Annotated in this window: 21 protein-coding genes and 1 other RNA gene; 11 read left to right on the forward strand and 11 right to left on the reverse strand. The window is 50.0% G+C overall.

Going from position 1 to position 20,752, the window contains the following annotated elements; all coding sequences use genetic code 11:
• Positions 1-191 precede the first annotated feature (191 nt).
• From rlmN to B5F34_RS08270, 9 genes are all read left to right on the forward strand, one after another.
• A complete protein-coding gene (gene rlmN, locus B5F34_RS08230) occupies positions 192-1,229 on the forward strand; it encodes a 23S rRNA (adenine(2503)-C(2))-methyltransferase RlmN (RefSeq protein ID WP_087337192.1) in 1,038 nt (345 codons plus the stop codon).
• Positions 1,230-1,304: 75 nt separating this feature from the next.
• Positions 1,305-2,333 carry a DUF4837 family protein gene (locus tag B5F34_RS08235; protein ID WP_087337194.1) on the forward strand — a complete coding sequence of 343 codons (1,029 nt, stop codon included), beginning with the start codon at positions 1,305-1,307 and terminating at the stop codon, positions 2,331-2,333.
• Between the two features lie 5 nt (positions 2,334-2,338).
• Entirely contained in the window at positions 2,339-3,436 is a 1,098-nt protein-coding gene (gene pdxA / locus B5F34_RS08240; protein WP_087337197.1) for a 4-hydroxythreonine-4-phosphate dehydrogenase PdxA, read from the forward strand.
• 2 nt (positions 3,437-3,438) lie between these two features.
• Complete coding sequence (locus B5F34_RS08245; protein WP_087337200.1) at positions 3,439-4,695, forward strand: sigma-54 dependent transcriptional regulator; 1,257 nt, start codon at positions 3,439-3,441, stop codon at positions 4,693-4,695.
• Positions 4,682-5,212: an LptE family protein gene (locus tag B5F34_RS08250; RefSeq protein WP_087337202.1), complete on the forward strand. Its 531-nt coding sequence runs from the start codon at positions 4,682-4,684 to the stop codon at positions 5,210-5,212. Before B5F34_RS08245 ends, B5F34_RS08250 begins: the two co-directional genes overlap by 14 nt.
• An 8-nt stretch (positions 5,213-5,220) precedes the next feature.
• Positions 5,221-5,982, forward strand: a complete 762-nt coding sequence (locus B5F34_RS08255) for a hypothetical protein (protein ID WP_087337284.1) — start codon at positions 5,221-5,223, stop codon at positions 5,980-5,982.
• Positions 5,983-5,987: 5 nt separating this feature from the next.
• The gene (gene secG, locus B5F34_RS08260) at positions 5,988-6,350 is read left to right on the forward strand and encodes a preprotein translocase subunit SecG (RefSeq protein ID WP_087337205.1); all 363 of its coding nucleotides are present in this window, start codon (positions 5,988-5,990) and stop codon (positions 6,348-6,350) included.
• A gap of 115 nt (positions 6,351-6,465) precedes the next feature.
• Complete coding sequence (locus tag B5F34_RS08265; protein WP_087337208.1) at positions 6,466-7,857, forward strand: MFS transporter; 1,392 nt, start codon at positions 6,466-6,468, stop codon at positions 7,855-7,857.
• 21 nt (positions 7,858-7,878) lie between these two features.
• Positions 7,879-8,223 (forward strand): PqqD family protein, encoded by a 345-nt coding sequence (locus B5F34_RS08270; RefSeq protein WP_087337211.1) that lies wholly within the window; start codon positions 7,879-7,881, stop codon positions 8,221-8,223.
• A gap of 388 nt (positions 8,224-8,611) precedes the next feature.
• Here B5F34_RS08270 and B5F34_RS08275 read toward each other — a convergent pair whose 3' ends face one another.
• Together B5F34_RS08275 and B5F34_RS08280 are read right to left on the reverse strand one after the other, a co-directional pair.
• Positions 8,612-9,661 carry a DUF4831 family protein gene (locus B5F34_RS08275; RefSeq protein WP_087337287.1) on the reverse strand — a complete coding sequence of 350 codons (1,050 nt, stop codon included), beginning with the start codon at positions 9,659-9,661 and terminating at the stop codon, positions 8,612-8,614.
• 105 nt (positions 9,662-9,766) lie between these two features.
• Complete coding sequence (locus B5F34_RS08280; RefSeq protein ID WP_087337291.1) at positions 9,767-10,882, reverse strand: lactonase family protein; 1,116 nt, start codon at positions 10,880-10,882, stop codon at positions 9,767-9,769.
• 282 nt (positions 10,883-11,164) lie between these two features.
• Here B5F34_RS08280 and ssrA point away from each other — a divergent pair.
• Positions 11,165-11,563: a transfer-messenger RNA gene (gene ssrA / locus B5F34_RS08285) on the forward strand.
• A 235-nt stretch (positions 11,564-11,798) separates the two neighbouring features.
• Here the strand turns inward: ssrA and B5F34_RS08290 are convergent.
• The 6 genes from B5F34_RS08290 to B5F34_RS08315 form a co-directional block, all read right to left on the reverse strand.
• Positions 11,799-12,026, reverse strand: coding sequence for a hypothetical protein (locus tag B5F34_RS08290; protein ID WP_087337214.1), 228 nt, complete (start codon positions 12,024-12,026; stop codon positions 11,799-11,801).
• A complete protein-coding gene (locus B5F34_RS17885) occupies positions 12,023-12,196 on the reverse strand; it encodes a hypothetical protein (protein ID WP_239448875.1) in 174 nt (57 codons plus the stop codon). Before B5F34_RS17885 ends, B5F34_RS08290 begins: the two co-directional genes overlap by 4 nt.
• 49 nt (positions 12,197-12,245) lie before the next feature.
• Positions 12,246-12,962 (reverse strand): hypothetical protein, encoded by a 717-nt coding sequence (locus tag B5F34_RS08300; RefSeq protein WP_239448877.1) that lies wholly within the window; start codon positions 12,960-12,962, stop codon positions 12,246-12,248.
• Positions 12,963-13,508 carry a hypothetical protein gene (locus B5F34_RS08305; RefSeq protein ID WP_087337220.1) on the reverse strand — a complete coding sequence of 182 codons (546 nt, stop codon included), beginning with the start codon at positions 13,506-13,508 and terminating at the stop codon, positions 12,963-12,965.
• 134 nt (positions 13,509-13,642) lie between these two features.
• Positions 13,643-14,065 (reverse strand): DUF2442 domain-containing protein, encoded by a 423-nt coding sequence (locus B5F34_RS08310; RefSeq protein WP_239448879.1) that lies wholly within the window; start codon positions 14,063-14,065, stop codon positions 13,643-13,645.
• A gap of 43 nt (positions 14,066-14,108) precedes the next feature.
• Positions 14,109-14,345 carry a DUF4160 domain-containing protein gene (locus B5F34_RS08315; protein ID WP_087337224.1) on the reverse strand — a complete coding sequence of 79 codons (237 nt, stop codon included), beginning with the start codon at positions 14,343-14,345 and terminating at the stop codon, positions 14,109-14,111.
• A gap of 998 nt (positions 14,346-15,343) precedes the next feature.
• Between B5F34_RS08315 and B5F34_RS08325 the strand changes: the two genes are divergently transcribed.
• Positions 15,344-15,646: a hypothetical protein gene (locus B5F34_RS08325; RefSeq protein ID WP_140392983.1), complete on the forward strand. Its 303-nt coding sequence runs from the start codon at positions 15,344-15,346 to the stop codon at positions 15,644-15,646.
• A 335-nt stretch (positions 15,647-15,981) separates the two neighbouring features.
• Here the strand turns inward: B5F34_RS08325 and B5F34_RS08330 are convergent, their stop codons facing one another.
• The 3 genes from B5F34_RS08330 to B5F34_RS08340 all read right to left on the reverse strand — a co-directional run bounded on the left by B5F34_RS08330 (position 15,982) and on the right by B5F34_RS08340 (position 20,163).
• On the reverse strand, positions 15,982-16,962 hold the full coding sequence (locus B5F34_RS08330) for an HlyD family secretion protein (protein ID WP_087337230.1): 981 nt from the start codon (positions 16,960-16,962) through the stop codon (positions 15,982-15,984).
• 6 nt (positions 16,963-16,968) lie between these two features.
• Positions 16,969-19,185 carry a peptidase domain-containing ABC transporter gene (locus B5F34_RS08335; RefSeq protein ID WP_087337233.1) on the reverse strand — a complete coding sequence of 739 codons (2,217 nt, stop codon included), beginning with the start codon at positions 19,183-19,185 and terminating at the stop codon, positions 16,969-16,971.
• Positions 19,186-19,254: 69 nt separating this feature from the next.
• Positions 19,255-20,163, reverse strand: coding sequence for a glycosyltransferase family 10 (locus B5F34_RS08340; protein ID WP_087337236.1), 909 nt, complete (start codon positions 20,161-20,163; stop codon positions 19,255-19,257).
• Between the last annotated feature and the right edge of the window lie 589 nt (positions 20,164-20,752).

Genomic DNA, 20,752 nt, shown 5'->3' on the forward strand with positions numbered 1-20,752 from the left:
GTTTACGGAAACAAAGATATGCGGATTCTTCCACAATGATATTGCTGTAAAGTTCAAAATGTATGTCTGAAAAGTTCAAATAAAAAATCTTTCCGGAAAGCAGAATGAACAACTCCTGCCTCCAACAGTTGGCTGTATGCGTCTTTATTCATACCTTTGTAGCCTGTTAAATAGGTGAGATACGAATGAATATGCAGAAACATGCTCTTTTGGGTTTGACACTTCCTGAGTTGCAGGCGGTGGTGCAGGAGTTGGGCATGCCCGGCTTTGCTGCTAAACAGATAGCTTCGTGGCTGTATGATAAAAAGGTGACGTCGATTGACGAGATGACCAATCTGTCGCTGAAGCATCGTGAGCGACTGAAAGAGGAATATGAAGTGGGAGCCGAACCACCCGTAGAGGCCATGCGCTCTGTGGACGGGACGGTGAAGTACCTTTACCGTGCAGGTGGCGGGCATTTTGTGGAAGCCGTCTATATCCCCGATGGCGACCGTGCCACACTGTGCGTCTCTTCGCAGGTAGGCTGCAAGATGCATTGCCGTTTCTGTATGACCGGTCGCCAAGGCTTTTCAGCCAATCTGACTGCCGGGCAAATCATCAATCAGATAAACTCCCTGCCTGAGCGCGACAAACTGACCAATGTTGTCATGATGGGCATGGGCGAACCCTTGGACAATCTGGATGAAGTGCTCAAGGCATTGGACATCATGACTGCTCCCTATGGCTATGGGTGGAGCCCGAAGCGTGTTACGCTTTCTACCGTGGGGCTGCGCAAAGGACTGCAACGCTATCTGGAAGAGACCGACTGCCACCTGGCTGTCAGCCTGCACTCGCCGGTGCCCCAGCAGCGTGCGCAACTGATGCCTGCCGAGAAAGCCTTTTCCATTGTAGACATAGTGGAGAATCTCCATCGGTATGACTTCAGCAAACAGCGCCGTCTGTCGTTTGAATACATCATGTTCAAAGGAGTAAACGACTCGCAGGTGCACGCCAAAGAATTGCTGAAACTGTTGCGGGGGCTGGATTGCCGGGTCAATCTGATACGTTTCCATGCTATTCCCGGTTCGGAACTGGAAGGATGCGATGCGGAGCAGATGACTGCTTTCCGCGATTATCTGACCTCGCACGGCTTGTTTACGACCATACGTGCTTCGCGCGGTGAGGATATATTCGCGGCTTGCGGCATGTTGTCGACGGCGAGGATGGAAGAGAACAAAAACGTGAATTAATGTGAATAATCCGCCTCTTTGTGGCATATATACCACTTTCTTCGTAGCTTTGTGAAGATAAAAAATAAGCCTGTCATGAAAAGACACTTGTCGATGCTGCTTCTTTGTGCATGGACTGTCAGTCTGCTGGTATCGTGCGGTAAAGGAAGGAAAGGACTGCTGACGTCCGTTTCGACGGGGCGTCCTTACGAGGTGCTGGTGGTAGCAGAAACAAACTTTTGGGACAGGCCGGCAGGCAAGGCGCTGTATCGGGTGCTCGATACTGATGTGCCGGGGCTGCCGCAGTCGGAGCGTTCTTTCCGCCTGATGCGTACGTCGCCTGATGGCTTTGATGCTACGTTGAGGCTGGTGCGAAACATAATCGTGGTGGAGGTAGATGCTGCAAAGTATTCGCAGGCAGCCTTCCGTTATGCAAAAGATGTGTATGCCTCCCCGCAGGTGATATTGACCTTGCAGGCACCGGACGAAGTTTCGTTGGCAGCATTCGTGGAGGCACACGGGGCTTCGCTGGTCCGCTTTCTTACGCAGGTGGAGATGAACCGTAGCATACGCGCTTTGTCGGAGGAGCACAACATGTATGTATCTGCCGCAGTGCAACGTCTGTTCGGCGGTGATATCTGGTTGCCTGCCGAGCTGGTAGCTTCGAAGGAAGGAACCGGTTTCTTCTGGGCGGGTACCAATGCGGCGACAGACGACCGTAATTTTGTCATGTACAGCTATCCGTATGCAGGGGGCGAGGCACTGACAAAAGCTGGATTTGTCTGTAAGCGTGATTCGGTGATGAAAGTTAATATCCCCGGTGCGCGTCCCGGTATGTATATGGCTACCGATTCGCTGATGACCGATGTGCGTCTGTTGCAGTTGCGCGGCAGGCAAGTGATGGAGGTCCGTGGGCTATGGTATATGAAAGGAGACTTTATGGGTGGCCCTTTTGTGGCACATGTGTGGGTGGATGAAGCCCGTCGGCGTGTGGTGGTGGCTGAAGTCTTTGTCTATGCCCCCGGTCGGCTGAAACGCGACCTGATGCGTGGCATGGAGGCTTCGCTCTATACATGGCGGCTGTCCGGAGAAACAGAAAATGAAATAATTAACCATAAGGAATAGAGAAAATGGAAGAATATAAGATAAAAATTGGCATCACGCAGGGAGACATCAACGGCGTGGGTTATGAAGTGATTCTGAAGACATTTGCCGAACCGATGATGCTGGAGTTGTGTACTCCCGTCATTTACGGCTCTCCTAAAGTGGCGGCCTATCACCGCAAGTCGCTCGATTTGCCTACTAATTTCAGTATCATTAATTCTGCTTCCGAAGCAGCCGACGGGCGCCTCAGTGTGGTGAACTGTACTGACGATGAAGTGAAGGTAGAGTTCGGCAAAGCCGATGTCGAAGCAGGAAAAGCAGCTCTCGGTGCGTTGGAGAAAGCCATGGAAGAGTATCAGAGCGGCCTGATTGATGCCATCGTGACGGCTCCTATCAACAAACATACCATTCATTCGGAACAGTTTAATTTTCCCGGACATACTGAGTACATCGAGCAGCGCTTGGGGGAAGGGCAGAAGGCGCTGATGATTCTTATGAAAGGCGACTTCCGGGTAGCATTGGTGACAGGGCACATACCGGTCAGCCAGATAGCCCCGACTCTTACCAAAGAACTGATAGAAGAGAAACTGGACATCTTCAACCGCTCGCTGAAGCAGGATTTTGGCATAAGTGCCCCTCGCATTGCTGTTTTCTCTCTTAATCCTCATGCCGGTGACGGCGGCTTGTTGGGGACGGAAGAAGAAAAAATCATTATTCCCGCTCTTAAAGAAATGGCAGCCAAGGGAGTATTATGTTATGGACCTTACCCGGCCGATGGCTTTATGGGGTCGGGCAATTTCAGACATTTCGATGGCATCCTGGCTATGTATCACGACCAAGGTCTGGCTCCGTTCAAGGCATTGGCCATGGATGAGGGGGTAAACTTTACGGCAGGACTCCCGGTGGTGCGAACCTCTCCCGCTCACGGAACAGCTTACGATATAGCCGGCAAAGGACTGGCTTCGGAGGATTCTTTCCGCCAGGCGGTTTATGTGGCCATTGATGTTTTCCGCAACCGTCAGCAGGAGAAAGAGGCACGTTCCAACCCCTTGCGTAAGCAGTATTATGAGAAACGTGACGACAGCGACAAACTGAAACTCGATACGGTGGAAGAGGAGTTATAAATATGACAAAAGCTGAGATACAACAGGTCAAACTTCGTTTTGGCATCATCGGCAACAATGAAACTCTGATGCGTGCCATTGACATAGCCATTCAGGTGGCACCTACGGATTTGTCTGTGCTGATTACCGGTGAAAGCGGGGTGGGTAAGGAAAGCTTTCCGCAGATTATCCACCAGTATAGTCGCCGCAAGCATGGGCAGTATATTGCTGTCAACTGTGGAGCCATCCCCGAGGGAACCATCGATTCTGAGTTGTTCGGTCATGAGAAGGGTGCCTTTACGGGAGCTATCGGTGAACGTAAGGGATATTTCGGCGAAGCCAACGGAGGTACAATCTTTCTGGATGAGGTGGGCGAACTGCCTATGCCTACACAGGCGCGCCTTCTGCGTGTGCTGGAAAGCGGGGAGTTTATCAAGGTGGGCTCTTCGAAGGTGGAAAAGACAGATGTCCGCATTGTGGCCGCTACCAATGTCAACCTGAGGCAGGCTATCGCCGATGGGCGTTTTCGGGAGGATTTATATTATCGCCTGAATACGGTACCTATACAGATACCTCCCTTACGTGAGCGGGGCGAGGACGTGGTGTTGCTTTTCCGAAAGTTTGCTTCTGACTTTGCAGAGAAATACCACATGCCTGCCATACAACTGACCGATGAGGCCAAGCAGATGCTGCTGACTTATTCGTGGCCAGGCAATGTGCGCCAGTTGAAGAATATCACGGAGCAGATTTCCATTATAGAAACCAACCGTGACATTACAGCTGCCATCCTGAAAAACTACCTGCCCGAGCAGGAAGCTGCCCGGAATCTGCCGGCCGTTGCAGGGAGGCATGAGAAAAGCTTTGAAAGCGAACGTGAGATACTTTATCAGGTATTGTTTGATATGCGTCAGGATGTGACTGAGTTGAAGAAGTTGGTGCATGAGATTATGACTGAACGCAATGCTGCCGGAACAGCCCCTATCGGTAATAAAGGGGAATATTACGCACCTGCGCATCCGGCAGTGGTGACTCCGGCTGTTGGGACTAACGTGCCGACTATCATCAGTCAGCCCGTGAAGCCGGTGACGCATTCGGTGAACCCGGATATTCAAGATACGGAGGAATATGTGGAAGAATCTTTGTCGCTGGACGATGTAGAGAAAGAAATGATACGTAAAGCACTTGAGAAGCATCATGGCAAGCGGAAAAGTGCTGCCCAGGATTTGAATATTTCAGAGCGCACTCTATATAGAAAAATAAAAGAATATGGTTTGGATTAAGAAAATACTATTGCCGGTTATCGCCTTATGCGCGTTGCCGTTTCTGGTAACTTCCTGCAAGGTTCAGATAGGATTGGCTCCTATCAGTTCTATTGACTATTCGAAGGTGAAGACTATTTCGATTGCCGAGTTCCAGAACCAGGCAGATTATGTCTATGCACCGCTGGCTATTGAATTCAATCAGCGTCTGAAGGATATGTTTATCCAGCAGACACGCTTGAAACTGGTTAATTCGGGAGGTGACTTGGAGTTGAGCGGTGCCATTACCGGTTACAATCAGTACAACCAGGGTGTGGATGCCAGCGGTTATTCTTCGGAAGTGAAGCTGACCCTGACCGTAAGCGTGACTTATGTCAATAATACCAATCATGAGGAGGATTTTGATAATCAACAGTTCTCAGCCTTTCAGACGTACGAATCCACTCAGCTGCTGACGGCCGTGCAAGATGAACTGATTACTCTGATGGTGAGAGATATAACAGAACAGATTTTTAACTCGACGGTAGCAAACTGGTAATTGGGATGATGACTTCCGCACTTTTGCAACAATGGATAGAACATCCTGAGTTATTGGACGGTAATTCGCTGGAGGAACTTCGCAGATTAGTGGACCGTTTTCCGTATTTCCAGTCTGCCCGTTTGCTTTATCTGAGAAATCTTTCGCTACTGAATGATGGAGGTTTGGGTGAAGAACTGCGACGGACCGCTCCGTTTGTAGCCGACCGCCGCGTGTTATTCCATCTCATCAAAGGTTATCCTGTCGTTGACAGTACAAGGCTTTCTGTATCGGTAGAGGAAGAGCCAAGTATGGACCGGACCTTGTCGTTGATTGACGATTTCCTGGCTCAGGCACCGGAGGAGGCGACGGCAGAACAGTCTGTAGGGTTGGATTATGCAATGGACTATACGTCTTTTTTACTTCAGGAAAATGAGTCGGCAGATCGGGAGGAAGAGGCAAATACCGTGCCGCCATTGCGTGGGCAGGATTTGATTGACGGTTTTATCCGTGAGCAAGAATCGGCCAGGACAGAACAGCCGCAAGTGCCTCTGCCTGATGAACCGTTGCCGGAAAGGTCGGCTTCTGGTCCCGATTTGGCAGGTGAAAATGAACTTGATGAAAGTTGTTTTACGGAAACTTTGGCCAAAATCTACATTAAACAGCACCGATATGAGAAGGCGTTGGAAATTATTAAAAAGTTAAGCTTGAAATATCCAAAAAAAAATGCTTACTTTGCAGACCAAATCCGATTTCTGGAAAAATTGATTATTAACGCTAATTCAAAATAACAAAAATGTACTACTTATTAGTTATCTTTATGGTGATAGCAGCTTTGCTGATGTGTTTTATTGTGCTGATACAAAACTCTAAGGGGGGTGGTTTGGCTTCGAGCTTTTCTTCATCCAATCAGATTATGGGTGTGCGCAAAACCACGGATTTTCTGGAGAAGACAACCTGGACGCTGGCCGCTGCTATGGTAGTGATTAGTATTGCTTCGGCCTATGTATTGCCTACCAGTACGGGAAAGAGCGATGTAATTCTGGAACAGGCTCAGAAGGAAGAAAGCACCAACCCGTATAACTTGCCTATGGGCACGAATGCACCGCAGACTGAAGCACCGGCAGAGAATGCCGCACCGGCCGATACTGCCAAATAATAAAGGGTGTGTCGTCCTTCGTTATTTTTATAAAAATTGAAAGGGAGGGTTGATGGCCGCCAACGGCATCAACCCTTTTTTGCATGCTGAATAATAAAACACTTATACTTTTACAATGACTGAACAATTGATACGTAAGTTGAATGATTCCAAAGCTGTCCGTTGGGGGGCGTTGGGCATTGTTGCCTTTACCATGATGGCAGCTTATTATGTGAATGATGTTATGGCACCTTTGAAGTCGATGTTGGAAACAGACTTGAGGTGGTCGAGTTCTGATTTTGGTTTCTATACCGGTGGATACAGTTTCCTGAATGTGTTTTTCCTGATGCTGATATGGGGAGGACTGATTCTGGACCGTTTCGGCATTCGCTTTACCGGAAAGCTGGCTACTGTTCTGATGGTAGGCGGCACGGCATTGGAATATTATGCCATGACTACCTTGGCCGGTGCCGATGCGGAAATGTTTGGCTGCCGGGAGTTGTTCGGCTATAAAATAGGTGTCTTTATGGCCTTTGCCGGCTATTCCATTTTCGGTGTGGGTGCCGAGGTGGCCGGTATTACGGTGACGAAAATCATAGCCAAATGGTTTCAGGGTAAAGAGTTGGCAACAGCCATGGGAGTACAGGTGGCATTGGCGCGTATTGGCTCGCAAGCTGGTTATGCGGTAGCAATACCCTTGGCCCGTGCCTATAACATCACGACACCTGTACTGTTGGGCTTGATTCTGCTTATCGGCGGGTTGGTGGCATTTTTCGTTTTTGCCGTAATGGACCGCAAACTCGACAGGCAGATGGAAGCAGCCAAAATGGAATCGGGTGCGGAAGGGGAGAGCGAGAAATTCTCTTTCAAGGATGTAAAGAACGTGTTGTGCAATCCCGGATTCTGGCTGATAGCCTTGTTGTGTGTACTGTTCTATTCGTGTGTGTTCCCTTTCCAAAAGTTTGCTTCGGAGTTTATGATATTGAAATATGGCATTGATGAGAGCGTGGCTGGCACGTTTGCCGGATTGCCTGCGTTGGGTGCCTTGATTCTTACTCCGATATTCGGTGGTTACATCGACAAGCGTGGCAAGGCAGCGTCTATTATGGCGTTGGGTTCGGCCATGCTGATAGGTGTGCATTTCATCTATGCCATTCCGGGCATCCATTATTGGCTGGTAGCTATTGTGCTGATGATTATTCTGGGCATTGCCTTTTCGCTGGTGCCGTCGGCTATGTGGCCGGCTGTGGCCAAGATTTTTCCTGTCAGCCAGTTGGGTACGGCGTATGCCATGATATTCTTTATTCAAAATATCGGTTTATGGGGCATCCCGACCCTGATAGGCAAGGTGCTTGATGTCTATTGCATTGTAGGGCAGGACGAGAGCGGAACCACTCTGTATGATTATACACTTCCGATGTGTATTTTCACCGGCATTGCCTGCCTGTCGCTGGTGGTGGCTGTTCTGTTGAAGCGGGCAGACCGGAAATACGGTTATCATTTGGAAGAACCTAATATTCGCGGCTAATATTTCGGAGGGGCAGAAGGCATGAAGAAGAAGGTCAAGTTCAATCTGCTGGATACGGTTCCTGTACGTAGTGAGCGTATTACCACGGAGTGGGAAGGGGACTGTGCTGTTCTGGCATATCCCCGTTTCCGGTTGGCATGGATGAGACGTTTTTTTCTGCCCAAAACGATGTCGCCTTATATTCACGTCCGTTTGGAGGAACATGGGACAGCTGTATGGAATCTGATAGACGGGCAACGTACGGTTCGTGAAATCATAGAGCAGTTGGCTTCTCATTTTGAAGGAGAAGGGGATTATGCCTCTCGTGTCACAGCCTACCTGATGCAAATGAGGAAAGACGGTTTCATCCGTTTGTGTGTCAGATGATTTTCATGGTGATGGGCAATGGGGAGTGAAGGCCGGTGATATTCATGCAGAGCGACTTTTTCTTCCCAACAGGGAATAAGTGACGTTGCCTGTATCGTATTTTTCTGATAAGCAGATAAATGCTTCTTATAGATAACGGGTGGACTTCTAATACTTGGGCAGTCCGCCCGTTATTGGTTAGCAGTTTGCTTCTTATAGGTTGGAGGTTTGTCCTGAAGGGGGGCGGGCGTAATCGTCATTCCAGGTTCTTTTGTTGCCAAACAGCCGGACTTTTTTATGCTGTGAATATATGCTGAGAGCCGACAGCAAACCAAGAGTACTTGTGGTCTGCTGCCGGCTCTTCTTGTACTGTTATGAATAGGCTCTCTGCGGTGGCAGTGCCTTTTTCCTACTGTTCTCTGTCCACTTTGATAAGTCCACCCGTGGCAGTGTCAAATAGCACTTTGGTAGTGGAGTTTTTGTTAAACAGCACCGGAGCCAAATATTCCCGTGTGCCGAATTGCGTGACGGGAAGTTCGGTTTCCGTCAGCGTGCGGTTGCCTTGCATCAGCACGATACGGGCCCGTCCCGGTACATTGTATGCCACTCCTTCCAATTCCTTCTTTTTGTCCTCTTCTGTAGCTGCTGGGATGGCAGGTGTCTGCAGGTTGGTGATACTGAGGTAATAGGGTTCACCCGCCAGGTCGTCTTTGTCCAGCAGGCCTAACTTCTGAGAAAAGCGGAATACGACTCTGTCTTTCATCTCTTCGGGTGTGATGCGGAGACGTATTGTTTGCGTGTCTTTTTCAGCCTTTCCTTTAAACATTTCCGTTAATACTTCATCCTGTAGTTGCAGGTTGTCGAGCATGAGTTTCAGCTGGTTTCCGTCCTGTGGGGGTGTATCAGTTTCTCCACGCAGCAAGGCATTGCGGCTTTCGCGTATGTTGTAGATTTCTTTGGCCACCAGTTCTGCCATCTTGGCGGTGGAACTGGCCATCAGAATATCTTCTGTCAGGAATTGGCTTGGGTCGGGTTGTGATTTCTTGCGCGTATTGGCCTCCGTGTCGGGTCGGGTTGTTTTACGTCCGCTGAAAGGCATGTTGATAGAGTAGACAATGCCGTCTTCGGTCAGTTCCATGAGGGGAGCTACGGTTTTGTCTTTCAGTTTGACAAAATAGACATTCTCCCTGTCGGGTATGCCTACGGTGTTCATCTGGATATTGTCCAATGTCCAGTGGGTTTCCGGTTCGCCTGAAACGTTGTTCAGTTGCAGGTAGCGGGATGCGTACTGGCAGAAGCGTCCGGGTGTATAGCTGTGTTTCGTGATTTGCAGAGATATTTCTATTTCTGTTTTTGGCAGCATATAGGTTACACCGTAGTCTTTGCCCCGCATTACGCCTGCGGTGACTTCTGTCTGTGCGGCAGCGTTTAATGAGGTCAGTAGGAGAAGGGTAGCCATCAGCCTTTGGGGCTTGCTTATCATTGTCATTGTTTTTTTCATAATACTTCTATCTTAGCTAAGCAGAACAAAGTTAATCAACTTCTTCTATATGAGGAAGTCTGTTTATGGTTTATTAACAAACTGGATGCATACAGGCTGGTCTGTTTGTATGTCTTGGTTCGTGTCAGTCAGCAGACCGGTTTGTATGTCACGTTTATAAACCTGGATTATGTGGCTGTCCCGGCAGGCTACCAGCAAGTATTTTCCGTTGGGGGTGAGGTTGAAGTTTCGCGGATGAATGCCCGTCGTCTGGTAACCTACAGGTGTGAGCGTGCCGTTTTCCGGGTGAATGGCGAAGATAGCCAGTCCGTCGTTTTTAAGGCGGTTGCTGGCATAGAGGAAGCGTCCGTCGGGGCTGATGCGTATGTCGGCGCTTCCACGTGCGCCGGTTGTATCAGCTGCCAGGGTTTGTATAGGTATGAGCTTTCCCTTATGGTAGTCGAAAGCAGTAATCTGACCGGAAAGTTCACCTATGACGTAGGCATGTTGTCCGTCCGGAGCAAAGATCAGATGGCGTGGGCCGGTGCCAGGAGTGAGCTGCACGGAAGTAGAGTCTGACGAGGGGGTAATGCTGTCTGTGAAAAGGTCGAATCTTATCAGGCGGTCGGCGCTGAAATCTGTAGCAAACACGTAGAGACTGTCGGGTGTAAAGGCAGCACAATGTACGTGCGGGGTACTTTGCCGCACAGAGTCAGGTCCTGTTGCCTTTCCAGGGAAAAGTCCGCTCAAAGGTTCGGCAATGCCGTCATCATTCAGAGGGAATGCCGACAGATTGCCTCCGCTGTAGTTGGCTGTAAGCACTAAGCGTCCGTTAGTTGCTACATAACAAGGATCGGCACCGTATGTCAGTTGTCGGTTCAGCAGTTGCAGAGAGCCTGTTGCTGCATCAAAATCCAAGGTGCTGAGCGAGGCTGTGCTGTCATTCATTTCGTTGACGGCATAGACACGTTTTGCATCGGCCGATACCGTCAAGTAAGAAGGATTGGGCAGGATGGCAGAATCGAGCAGCAGGCTGTGTCCCGTTTCTTCATTGAACCGGAAGCTGTAGATGCCTGTGCTGTTGCCGCTGGTATAAGTACCTACCAGCAAGGTCAGTTCGCCGACATTGTTGCTTGCCTGACGGGAGGCACAGGAACCCAGGCAGAGAGCAGCCAGGATAGGAGTAAACAAGGATTTCATAGACATGGAGTTTTCTATTTTATTCGTTCAACTCCGCAAAGGTAATGATTTTCTGTGCAATCTTCATCATTTTCTTGAGATGCAGGCAGGTAAACTCATGTTATTGGAGTGGGAGAGTGGTATTCCTTTGTTCTTTTGTGTCAGGCAGGCATGAAAAGTGGCAAAGAAGCAAAGAATGTGTTGGAATCAGGTATAAAAATACTTAAAATTAGGAGAATTCAGAAAAATGTATTACCTTTGTCCACCAAATCATATATCGTCTGTTGTTGACGATTCCATCAAGGGGTTGACTGGATTTGACAGCGGGCAGAAATGGTAGGTAAGCATGCAGTGCTTCGTTGGCTGGCACTTAAATCTCAGTCCTCAAAAATTTATCTGGCGAAAACAACTACGCTCTCGCTGCGTAATCGAAGTATAGTAGATTAGAGCTTAATTCCGGCACCAGGTGCTGGAACGAGACATCACTCGGAAGCTGTTGCTCCGAAGCATTCCGGCAGAGTGGTGCAGTCATATCGGAGATAGTCGGCGTCGGCCTTGCGGCGCAGATGAAGTTTTAGAGGATAAGGTTACGGTTGATGGCTTTGGTTCTGCCGTAGCACGAAAATTTAGGCAAAGATAAGCATGTAGAAAGCTTATGATTTCCTCGTTTGGACGAGGGTTCGACTCCCTCCAGCTCCACATAATGAATTAAAATCCGCTGAAAATCAGCGGATTTTTCTTTTAAGTCTCTTCGTATTCCCCTTTTTATTCCCCCTTTCTTTTATGCTCATTTAACGGGCTTGCCTTAATAATTGTAAACCCTCACCTTTTTTATTTCCGTCCCTAATCCCCCGAAAGCCCTATCTATGAAGGAAAAGGAACAGTGAAGAGCTGAGTCAGAGCGAGGAGTTCTGATAACGGCTCTTTTTTTGTTTTCTCATTCATCTATACATCGCAGTTTCTCCTGATTCTTCTTATCATACGCTTCCCCCCTTGGCAGCAGATATTCAAACATCACCACATCGTTTTCAATATGGACATGTAAAGTAAAGAATGCCTGGTAATTGCCGATGCGTATGCGATAAACAAAATCATAGCCAGCCAGTTTCTTGCCGGATAATTTCCTGACTGCTTTCACAAACGTCTTAGAATATTCTACCTTCATTTCCTTTCAATGCCCAGCCAGTTCTCAAAATCCCGTTTTTCTTTTTCCCCTGCCCTGACATGGCCATCTGGTTCATTTCTTGAAAGCCACTGATATGCCTCATTATTATCCATACCAGCTACCATGTCCTCCACATCTTTTGCAAGAAGTCCTTCAATATACTTTTTCAAGTTGGTGCCTTGCATGGCAACTTTGACTGACAGATACCGAAAAATATCTTCAGGGATGTCTATGACTTTTCTCCGGGAAGTTGATGCGGATGGCATCGTTCACCGCCTCCAGCGCGATGTCCTCGGCAATCTGCGTGTCCGCCCCGTAGAAGATTTTCAGCGCGTAGAGCATCTGGCTGCCGTTGTCGCTCTTGCCGTCGATTATGATGTTGGCCAGGGCAGGGCTGAGACCGAAGCCGCTGGTGATCGAACTGTTCGCGATGCGGGAAATCTTGGCCTGCGCCTCGATGTACTTGTCGATGTTCATCTCGATGGGTTCAATCTTCCACGACTGGGCATGGCCGTAATCGTCCGTGAAGTCCACGCAGCTGAAGAACTTGCCCGCGTTGTTCTTGCCCGCCATCACGTCTGCAATCTGCTGCGTCAGCCGGTCCTTCAGCCTGTCTATCTCCTTTTTCACCTGCTCTTCCGTCCAGTCCGGGTGCACCTCCAGCACCTGTTTCCGGATGTCTTTCCAGTATTGGCTCGGCGCATGGACCACGTAGGCCGCGGCAATCATGTTATCGTTCAGGTCGCGGATGGCGTGCGGCAGGTTGTTGTCCTTGCCCCAGGGCACCACCCGTTCACCGGCCACGCTCACCGGGTCATCGTCCCAGTTCCGCCCGCCGAGGTCGAACAGTTGCGACATCGAGCTGCTCCAGTCCATGTGCAGGGCATACTGGCCTGCGGCAGTGTCTACGAAGCTGAATTTTCCTATCTTTTTCATTTATCGGTTGATTAATATGTGTGAGGTGTTGATGAAGAGGTCGCCGCAATAGTCAATCACAATCTGCTGCAACGTCTCGATATGGTTCTCGATGACCGGGTCGAACCACGGTTGGGGTTTGCGGATCATGTCCCGGTTGTGCTGCTTGGTCACCACTACCGTACCGTCTTCACGGTTGTAGCCGCGTCCCACGCCGAGGTGGACATACAATCCTGCTTCCTCGAAAGAAAATCCGATGGAAGTGATTTCCTGTCCGGCCTGCGGTGTCCTGCCCCAGTGGCGGTAGTTCGTCTTGAGCGAGGCGGACAGCGTGTTGTCCTCGGCAATATGGTCGGCGATGCTGTATTGCAAGGCATCGTTCACCTTCGTCCCCCAGGCACGCACCCGGTGGTTGAAGGTAGCCACCGCCTTCCGGTCCTGCTGGCGTTCCCATTGTTGCGTGATGCCGGTGTCCCCCTCGATATATACCTCGATGGGATACCCCTCGCCCTTGCGGCTGCGGTTCCTATTGCCGTACCCGGCCATCCGTTCTGCATGTGCTCCCATATTCCTGTTATTTGCTTGTCGCAAAGGTAGAAGTCAGCCGTTGCCGGGAAAAGGACACAAAAAAAAACCGGGCACCCCGAAAGGTGTCCGGCAGGATGGGTAGAAAAGCTGTCAAACAATAACTACACCATTCTTTATAATTCCACTGCCACCAGCTCACGTCCTATCTGGTGCAGCGTGTCTTGAATAAGTTTGCGCCTTTCGGGCGAGGGGTTCTTGGTGCCTTTGATGTAACTGGCCAGCAGGCTCTGCTGGATGCCCATCCGGCGCGCCACGGCAGAGATGTTCAGTTCCGGGTGCGACAGGAAAGCATCCTGGATGCCGGATTGCACCTGTTTCGTTTCATCGTAGTAGAAGCTCTCATAACTCATGTCTTCGTCAATGGCGTCCCAGAGGATGCCATATTCCCACAACTCATAAGCCTGCCGCTGCTCATCGGTGGCTGTCAGCAGACGTGGATAGAATTTCAGCGACTGGAACAGGGTTTCTCCCTTGTCTGTGGTCACATAGATGCGACCGTCTGCGAACCATAGTTTCTTAATTTTCATTTCATTCATAGTGTCCTCCTTTCGCTCCTGATATTGGGTAAAAGGGGAGTCCTTAAAACTCCCCGTGGATTCTTTTCCAAGCCTCCCGGATGTTTTCCAGATTCTCTTCCAGCACATACTCAGCCAATTTCTGTTCCTTGGGCTTCAGCGTGCTTTCCACGCACTCCACTTTGTCTTTGATGATGAATTTGGCCGCCCCGTTGCTGCTCTTCACATGGCAGTGCGGTGGCTGGCGGTCTGCCGTGAAGATGATGAATTTCAATCCGAATAAATCTAATACTGTAGGCATATCGTAATGTTTTCTGATTACGGTACAAAGATAGCATATATTTTTATATTCTACAAGGGAAAAGGATATTATTTTATATCCTAACGAAAATCCCCGACCATCCATCACGGACAGCCGGGGCAAAAAAATCATAGCCAACCAGTTTCTTACAATCGGTTATTTCATCAATATATCGAGCTTCTATGACTTCCTGTATGGCATTTCTAACGGAATCAAGCATTTTGCCAGATAATTTCCTGACTGCTTTCACAAACGCCTTAGAATATTCTACCTTTATTTCCTTTCAATGCCCAGCCAGTTCTCAAAATTTAATAGCAGTATCCATAACGTCATTTTTTAGATTCACAAAGATATATTTTCCCTCTACCATCCCCTGAAAGCCTTATTAATGAGAATAAGTAATCAATCAATTTAGTTTATATCAGACGCAGAGATACAAAGTACCGTAACTTTCTGTCGGAAAATGATGAGAGGAGGACACGGAGTCCGCGGTTTCGCTACACACGAAAGCGGGGAATAACTCTGTGACTCTATGGAGATATGTTTAACGAAAAACAAAAGCTCTGCGTCTCTGTGTTCCACCAAGTAAGAACACTGCTCTTCACCAAAGTCAGAGTTACGCCGCTAAAATGCCATTTTACGCTGCTAAAGTGCCATTTTACGCTGCCCGGATGCAGGTCGGCATTTCTCCGGCGGCTGGCAGCGTAGTTTCCAATCCCGGTAGAAAGAAGGCAGTGCTTTCTGTTTTTTCGGATGATTCAGATGTTCGTTCGCGGTGTATGATGTCGCGTTCATGCCTTTGCATCCGATGTTTCACACTCCCCATACTGATTTTCCTGTTCCTCCCTTCACGCCTTCACGCCATTTTAATTGACTGTATGTCTGCGTGTTATTGTGAAATATAGTACCTTCACGCATCCTTCACAGCTTTCATTTGCAGTTGGTGCAACCTCGCGCCCAGAGACAAGATTTCCGGCGGGAAGAAGCTGTCCAGCAAGATGCCCAGGAGGGTGAACCGGGTGGGGCTGATATTGCGTAACTGCGCCATGACGCTGGCCCAACACAAAGGCGTGTTTGGGCAGTTCTACCGCAGAATGAAATCACGGGGAGGGGGCAAGTACGCCGTATGTGCCACGGCGCACAAATTGGCCAAAATCATTTATACTATGGTGAGGAACAAGAGCAATTACGAAGCATCGAAAGTTAGCATCTCCGATGAAAAATGGCTGGAACGAAGAAAGCTGTGGCTCACGAAAGAACTTGCAAAAGTCGACTATAAACTGACTGCTACAATCGGCTAAATCTCTTGAGATTGTCATTTGAGTCCTATAGTAGGTTGCCGGCGAAGTTGCGGACTCTGTGCCCTCCCGTCATTTTTTCCGACAGACAGTTACAGAATTTTGTGTCTCTGTGTTTGATATAAACTAATTCTGATTAAGTAGCCGTTCATAATTAGTTTATACTATAATGGAGAATGGGATGTCTGTCATTCTGAGCGAAGCCCGTAGGGCGTAGTCGAAGAATCTCATTACATGCACTATCCAAGGGAATCGTGTCTTTCGGGAGATGTTTCGACTTCGCTGCGCTCAACAAGACAGATACACGTCATATAAACTAAATATCAATAACTACTTACTTACTCCCCTGCATTTTGCAACAGTCTCTGCAGCAGACTGCGTTCTTGGGTAATGATGTCAGCCGTCCCGGTCATCATTTTCATCACCGGCAATTCTTTCCTGTAGTGGGTCATCAGCCCCTTGGGAAGCTCTATCTCTACCACAAAATTGCCTTCTTCGTCGGGGACAGGCGAAATGGAAGCCACCCTGCCTTCCAGGAAACCGAATTCCTGCTCTGAGAAACCTTCTATCCGGATGACTGCACGCTGCCCCACACGCACCTTGCCGGCACCCTGCATGGGCAGCAAAGCCTTGCCTACAGGCTCCGAAGCTCCCGGAGGTATCACGACAAACATCGTTTCGCCCTGTTCCACCGGCAAGTTCTCTTTCCATAACTGCATGAAAGCCACTGTCCCGTCTGTGGGGGCAGACAGCAGGTAGTTGCTTTTCCATTCGCTCAGAGAGGTATTCAGCAATGCCACGGCATTCAGCAGTTCCGTTTCGTATGCCCGCCCCTCCTGCATGTGTTGCAGATAGTTGCTCCAAGCCAGCAGGCAAGACGAATACGCCGACTGCACATCGCCCAGACGGGGCATATAGCGGGTAAACAACACATCGACCTGTTCAGACCTCGCCCCCTGCCGTTCCCAGGCTTCCATCCGCTCACACAGATAGAGAATGTCTTCCGTCTGTGCCGTATTGGCCAGCACCGCCAGATAATCGCCCGCCCGCACTTCCTGCCCGTTGGACACATAAAGCCGTTCCAACCGCCCTCCCGCCTTGGCGGGCACATAGGCAGGAGGATTCTGCGAGGTCAGGGTAAACTCGGTGGTCACTTTGTCCGGATAACTGAACAGGGCACTCCCGCCCAACAGTAACAGCACGATAACCAGCAAGACCGTGATGCCATAACGCTGGATGGCAGGCGGTATCTGTCCCATCACATCCTGCACTTCCTCGCTGCGCAGTTCGATGTCCTTGTATTTATTTTCTTCGTCCATATATTGTCAGTTCCCCAATTCCAGCTGGTTCTTCACCAACCTGTAATACAGTCCTTTCCGTTCCGTCAGTTCGCGGTGCGTCCCTTCTTCGGCAATCTTTCCCTGGTCCAGCACCACAATCTTGTCCGCATCGCGCACCGTGCTGAGGCGGTGAGCCACGATAACCACCGTCTTACCCCGGTAAAACTCCTGCAAATGCTCCATGATTTCGCGCTCGTTGTTGGCATCCAGCGCATTGGTTGCCTCATCGAAGAACAGGAATTCCGGGTTCTTGTAGACAGCGCGGGCAATCAGCAGCCGCTGTTTCTGCCCCTGGCTGATGCCGTTGCCTTCCATGCCTATCTTGGTGTTGTAGCCCAATGGCAGCGAATCGATAAAGCCGCGGATATTGGCCACCTCCACGGCACGGCGCAGGCGCTCCCTGTCGACGTGTTCCTCGCCCACGGCAATGTTGTTGGCTATCGTGTCCGAGAAGATAAAACCGTCCTGCATCACCGAACCGCACTTCGCCCGCCACACGTGCGGATTGAGCAGGGACACAGGGGTGTCGCCTATGCGTATGTTCCCCCGGTTCGGCTCATAGAATCCCAGTATCAGCTTCAGCAGGGTAGTCTTGCCGCTCCCGCTGGCACCCACAATGGCAGTCACTTTCTTTTCGGGAATGTTCAGGCAGATATCGTCCAGCACATAGTCGCGGTCGGCACCGTCGTAGCTGAACGACACATGGTCCACCACGATGTCCCGCCGTTCCGGCAAGGCCTGCAGCTTGCTGCCTATATCCTGTTCCTCATCCTCGCGGTTATGCACCTCGTTCAGGCGTTCCAGACTGATTTTGGCATCCTGCAACTGCTGTGCGAAACCGATAAAGGCATTGATCGGCCCGTTCAGTTGCCCGATGATATAGGTCAGCGACATCATCATACCCAGTGTCATGTCGCCCTCCACCACGGCCTTGGCGGCAATGAACGATATCAGTATGTTGGTGGTCTGGTTGAAAAACACCGACCCCGCCTGCTGCGTCTGCCCCAGTGCCAGCCCCTTCACGCTTATCTTGAACAGCTTCACCTGGATGCGTTCCCACTGCCAGCGTTTCTGTTTCTCGCAGTTGTTCAGTTTGATTTCCTGCATGCCCGTCACCATCTGAATCAGGTTGCTCTGTTCGCCCGCGGCCTGTGCAAAACGGCGGATGTCCAGTTCGCGGCGGTACTTCATGAAGCCCACCACCCAAAGGATGTACAGCGAATTGCCTGCCACGAACAGCAGCAGGATGCGCCAGTCATAATACGCCAGTATGCCGCCGAAGATAAAGAAGTTGACAAACGAAAATAGTGTGTTGATGGACGAACCGGTCAGGAAAGCCTCTATGCGGTTGTGGTCGCCGATGCGCTGCATGATGTCGCCCACCATTTTGGTGTCGAAGAAGCGCAGGGGCAGCTTCATCAGCTTGGACAAGAAGTCGGAGATGAGGGCGATGTTGATGCGCGTGTTGACATGCAGCAATATCCAGCTGCGGATGAACTCCACGGCAATCTGCGACACCGAAACTGTGAGTTGGGCAATCAGCACCAGGGTGATGAAACCCAGGTTGCCGTCGCGGATGCCGACATCCACCAGCGACTGGGTGAGAAACGGGAATATCAGCTGCAACAGGCTCACCGCCAACATGCTCAACACCAGCTGTACCAATTGCTGCCGGTAGGGTGAGAGGTATTTGAAGAAAAAGCGCAGCCCCCGCTGCCGTCCCTCTTCCGCTTCTCCCTCCTGCTCGTAGAAAGCCGGCTCTGGCACCAAGGCCAGCGCCGCTCCCTTCTCTTCGCCCCCCACGCGGGTAGCCAGCCAGCACTTGCCAAACTCCGTTTCCGTATAGTCCACCAGTTGGCTGGCAGGGTCGGCTATGCGGTATATCCGTCCTTTCCGCGTTCGGCAGATGTCGTAACACACCACAAAATGGTTCTGGTTCCAGTGCAGGATGCAGGGCAACGGCATGTCCTCCTGCAACTGCTTCAGCGTGATGCGCACGCCCATGGTGCGGAAGCCGATGCTCTCTGCCGCATCGCTGATGCCCAGCATGGACACCCCTTCCCGGGTGATGAACGAGCGTTCCCGCAGGGTCTGCAGGGAATAGGACTTGCCGTAATACCGGGCAATCATGCGCAGACAGGTGGGACCGCAGTCCATGGAGTCAAGCTGGCGATAGTGGGGGAATTTCTGCTTAAACGCCATTTATAGTTTTAAATGAATTGACTAATTTACACATTTATATCCGGCTTCCCACAAAAAGGGAGTGGATATTTAAGTAATTTTATATTCTATTCTTCGTATCTTCTCTTCCACCACCCTGCACAGCCGCACAAACGGATGCTCCTTCACCTGTTCCAGTTTTTGTACGAAGCCGGGCTGCAGGGGCTGCGTCCGCCAGGCAGTCAGTTCATCATACAGTGCAGGGTGCTCATAGCAACGGTTCATAAACCCGGCCAGGTCGGCAGGCGAACGGAAAGCCCGGGCATCCACAAAGCAATGCCGGCCGGGCGCAAACTCCTCCACGTTGGGAGCACCCCGATAGACCGGCACCGTGCCTGCCAGCAGCGGCTGGAAGAATTTCTCCGTCACATAGTCCCGTGCCAGCGCATTCTCCACGCCAATGACAAATTTATAATCGGCTATCTTTTCCATCAGGGTCTTCCTTCCCTCGTCTGCCGGCAAATCTTTGTTGTGCAACATCCGGCCGAATGAATCGACTTCGGTATGCCGCATCAGTTCCCGCAAAAACTCAAAACGGTGGCTGCGGTTGAAAGGGCTGGAGACGAACAGGCAGGCTTTGTCCAGCGGCGGACGGCGCGGCGGCAACCGTGTGAAGGCTTCGGCACGGATGAATGAGAAATACGGATACCACACGTCGTCCTGCTGCCGGTAGCCTATGCGCAGGTCAAACAAATCCCTGATTTCCGGTGCCTCCACCCAAGGGTAGTTGTCATCGCATTCCAAGTTCCACGTCACCCACAGTTGTCCGTCCCGTTTTTCTATTTCCTCCCCGTCCATGCAACGGGCCAGGTCGGGCAGATGAAACACCACTGCGTCCGCTTCAGCCATCCGGCTGCGGTCGTCGGTCAGTTCAAAACCATCGGGGATGGATGCACAGGCTTCGTTCTCCCAGGAAACTCCCCAAAGTTTGTTATAGAACAAGATAAGTATTTTTCTCATTGTAGTCTGTTTTTATCATGCAAAACCAGCCTGCTTACAATTTTTCAGTGAAACCGGATTCTGCTCCCGAATATAAATGAAAATATAAATGAATATCGGGCATGTTTCACAGCATCTTACTGACATACAACAGCTTGATAAATCGTAAGCTGCCATTTTTTATAAATGAAAAGTGAGGTGCAAAACAGGTGCATGGTACATAAAAATCCTTCTGCACAAAGTTTGGCACCAAACTGCTTTCACGCCTTCACGCCTTTGCAAATCACTGTGAATGAATGAAATGCTGTGAAACATACATCCTTCACGGTGCTTTCACAGGCAGATTGCCACAGATTAGACGGATTCTTGCCTGATTTTCCTCCTATCGTTTTGAAAGCAAATTGCTCAGCGCTTGGAAACACAGGACTCAGCGCTTAGCCATACGGTTCTTATAGCTTAGAGCCATGAAAGGACTGTGAAAGCAGTGTGAAGGATGTATGTTTCACAATATTCCACTGATTTACATCGGTTTGTACGACGGTGAAAGCGTGAAGGCAGTTTGGAGTATTCATCTATTGTCTGCAGTCATCTGTCCTATCCGCGTCATCCA

It is taken from the genome of Mediterranea sp. An20 (genome assembly GCF_002160055.1).
Lineage (GTDB): Bacteria > Bacteroidota > Bacteroidia > Bacteroidales > Bacteroidaceae > Bacteroides > Bacteroides avicola.

Bases quoted from the DNA above. Each gene is read 5' to 3' on its own strand.
- rlmN (WP_087337192.1), top strand. From the start codon at position 192: ATGCAGAAACATGCTCTTTTGGGTTTGACACTTCCTGAGTTGCAGGCG.
- B5F34_RS08235 (WP_087337194.1), top strand. From the start codon at position 1,305: ATGAAAAGACACTTGTCGATGCTGCTTCTTTGTGCATGGACTGTCAGT.
- pdxA (WP_087337197.1), top strand. From the start codon at position 2,339: ATGGAAGAATATAAGATAAAAATTGGCATCACGCAGGGAGACATCAAC.
- B5F34_RS08245 (WP_087337200.1), top strand. From the start codon at position 3,439: ATGACAAAAGCTGAGATACAACAGGTCAAACTTCGTTTTGGCATCATC.
- B5F34_RS08250 (WP_087337202.1), top strand. From the start codon at position 4,682: ATGGTTTGGATTAAGAAAATACTATTGCCGGTTATCGCCTTATGCGCG.
- B5F34_RS08255 (WP_087337284.1), top strand. From the start codon at position 5,221: ATGACTTCCGCACTTTTGCAACAATGGATAGAACATCCTGAGTTATTG.
- secG (WP_087337205.1), top strand. From the start codon at position 5,988: ATGTACTACTTATTAGTTATCTTTATGGTGATAGCAGCTTTGCTGATG.
- B5F34_RS08265 (WP_087337208.1), top strand. From the start codon at position 6,466: ATGACTGAACAATTGATACGTAAGTTGAATGATTCCAAAGCTGTCCGT.
- B5F34_RS08270 (WP_087337211.1), top strand. From the start codon at position 7,879: ATGAAGAAGAAGGTCAAGTTCAATCTGCTGGATACGGTTCCTGTACGT.
- B5F34_RS08275 (WP_087337287.1), bottom strand. From the start codon at position 9,661: ATGGCTACCCTTCTCCTACTGACCTCATTAAACGCTGCCGCACAGACA.
- B5F34_RS08280 (WP_087337291.1), bottom strand. From the start codon at position 10,882: ATGAAATCCTTGTTTACTCCTATCCTGGCTGCTCTCTGCCTGGGTTCC.
- B5F34_RS08290 (WP_087337214.1), bottom strand. From the start codon at position 12,026: ATGAAGGTAGAATATTCTAAGACGTTTGTGAAAGCAGTCAGGAAATTA.
- B5F34_RS08300 (WP_239448877.1), bottom strand. From the start codon at position 12,962: ATGAAAAAGATAGGAAAATTCAGCTTCGTAGACACTGCCGCAGGCCAG.
- B5F34_RS08305 (WP_087337220.1), bottom strand. From the start codon at position 13,508: ATGGGAGCACATGCAGAACGGATGGCCGGGTACGGCAATAGGAACCGC.
- B5F34_RS08310 (WP_239448879.1), bottom strand. From the start codon at position 14,065: ATGAATGAAATGAAAATTAAGAAACTATGGTTCGCAGACGGTCGCATC.
- B5F34_RS08315 (WP_087337224.1), bottom strand. From the start codon at position 14,345: ATGCCTACAGTATTAGATTTATTCGGATTGAAATTCATCATCTTCACG.
- B5F34_RS08325 (WP_140392983.1), top strand. From the start codon at position 15,344: ATGCCCAGGAGGGTGAACCGGGTGGGGCTGATATTGCGTAACTGCGCC.
- B5F34_RS08330 (WP_087337230.1), bottom strand. From the start codon at position 16,962: ATGGACGAAGAAAATAAATACAAGGACATCGAACTGCGCAGCGAGGAA.
- B5F34_RS08335 (WP_087337233.1), bottom strand. From the start codon at position 19,185: ATGGCGTTTAAGCAGAAATTCCCCCACTATCGCCAGCTTGACTCCATG.
- B5F34_RS08340 (WP_087337236.1), bottom strand. From the start codon at position 20,163: ATGAGAAAAATACTTATCTTGTTCTATAACAAACTTTGGGGAGTTTCC.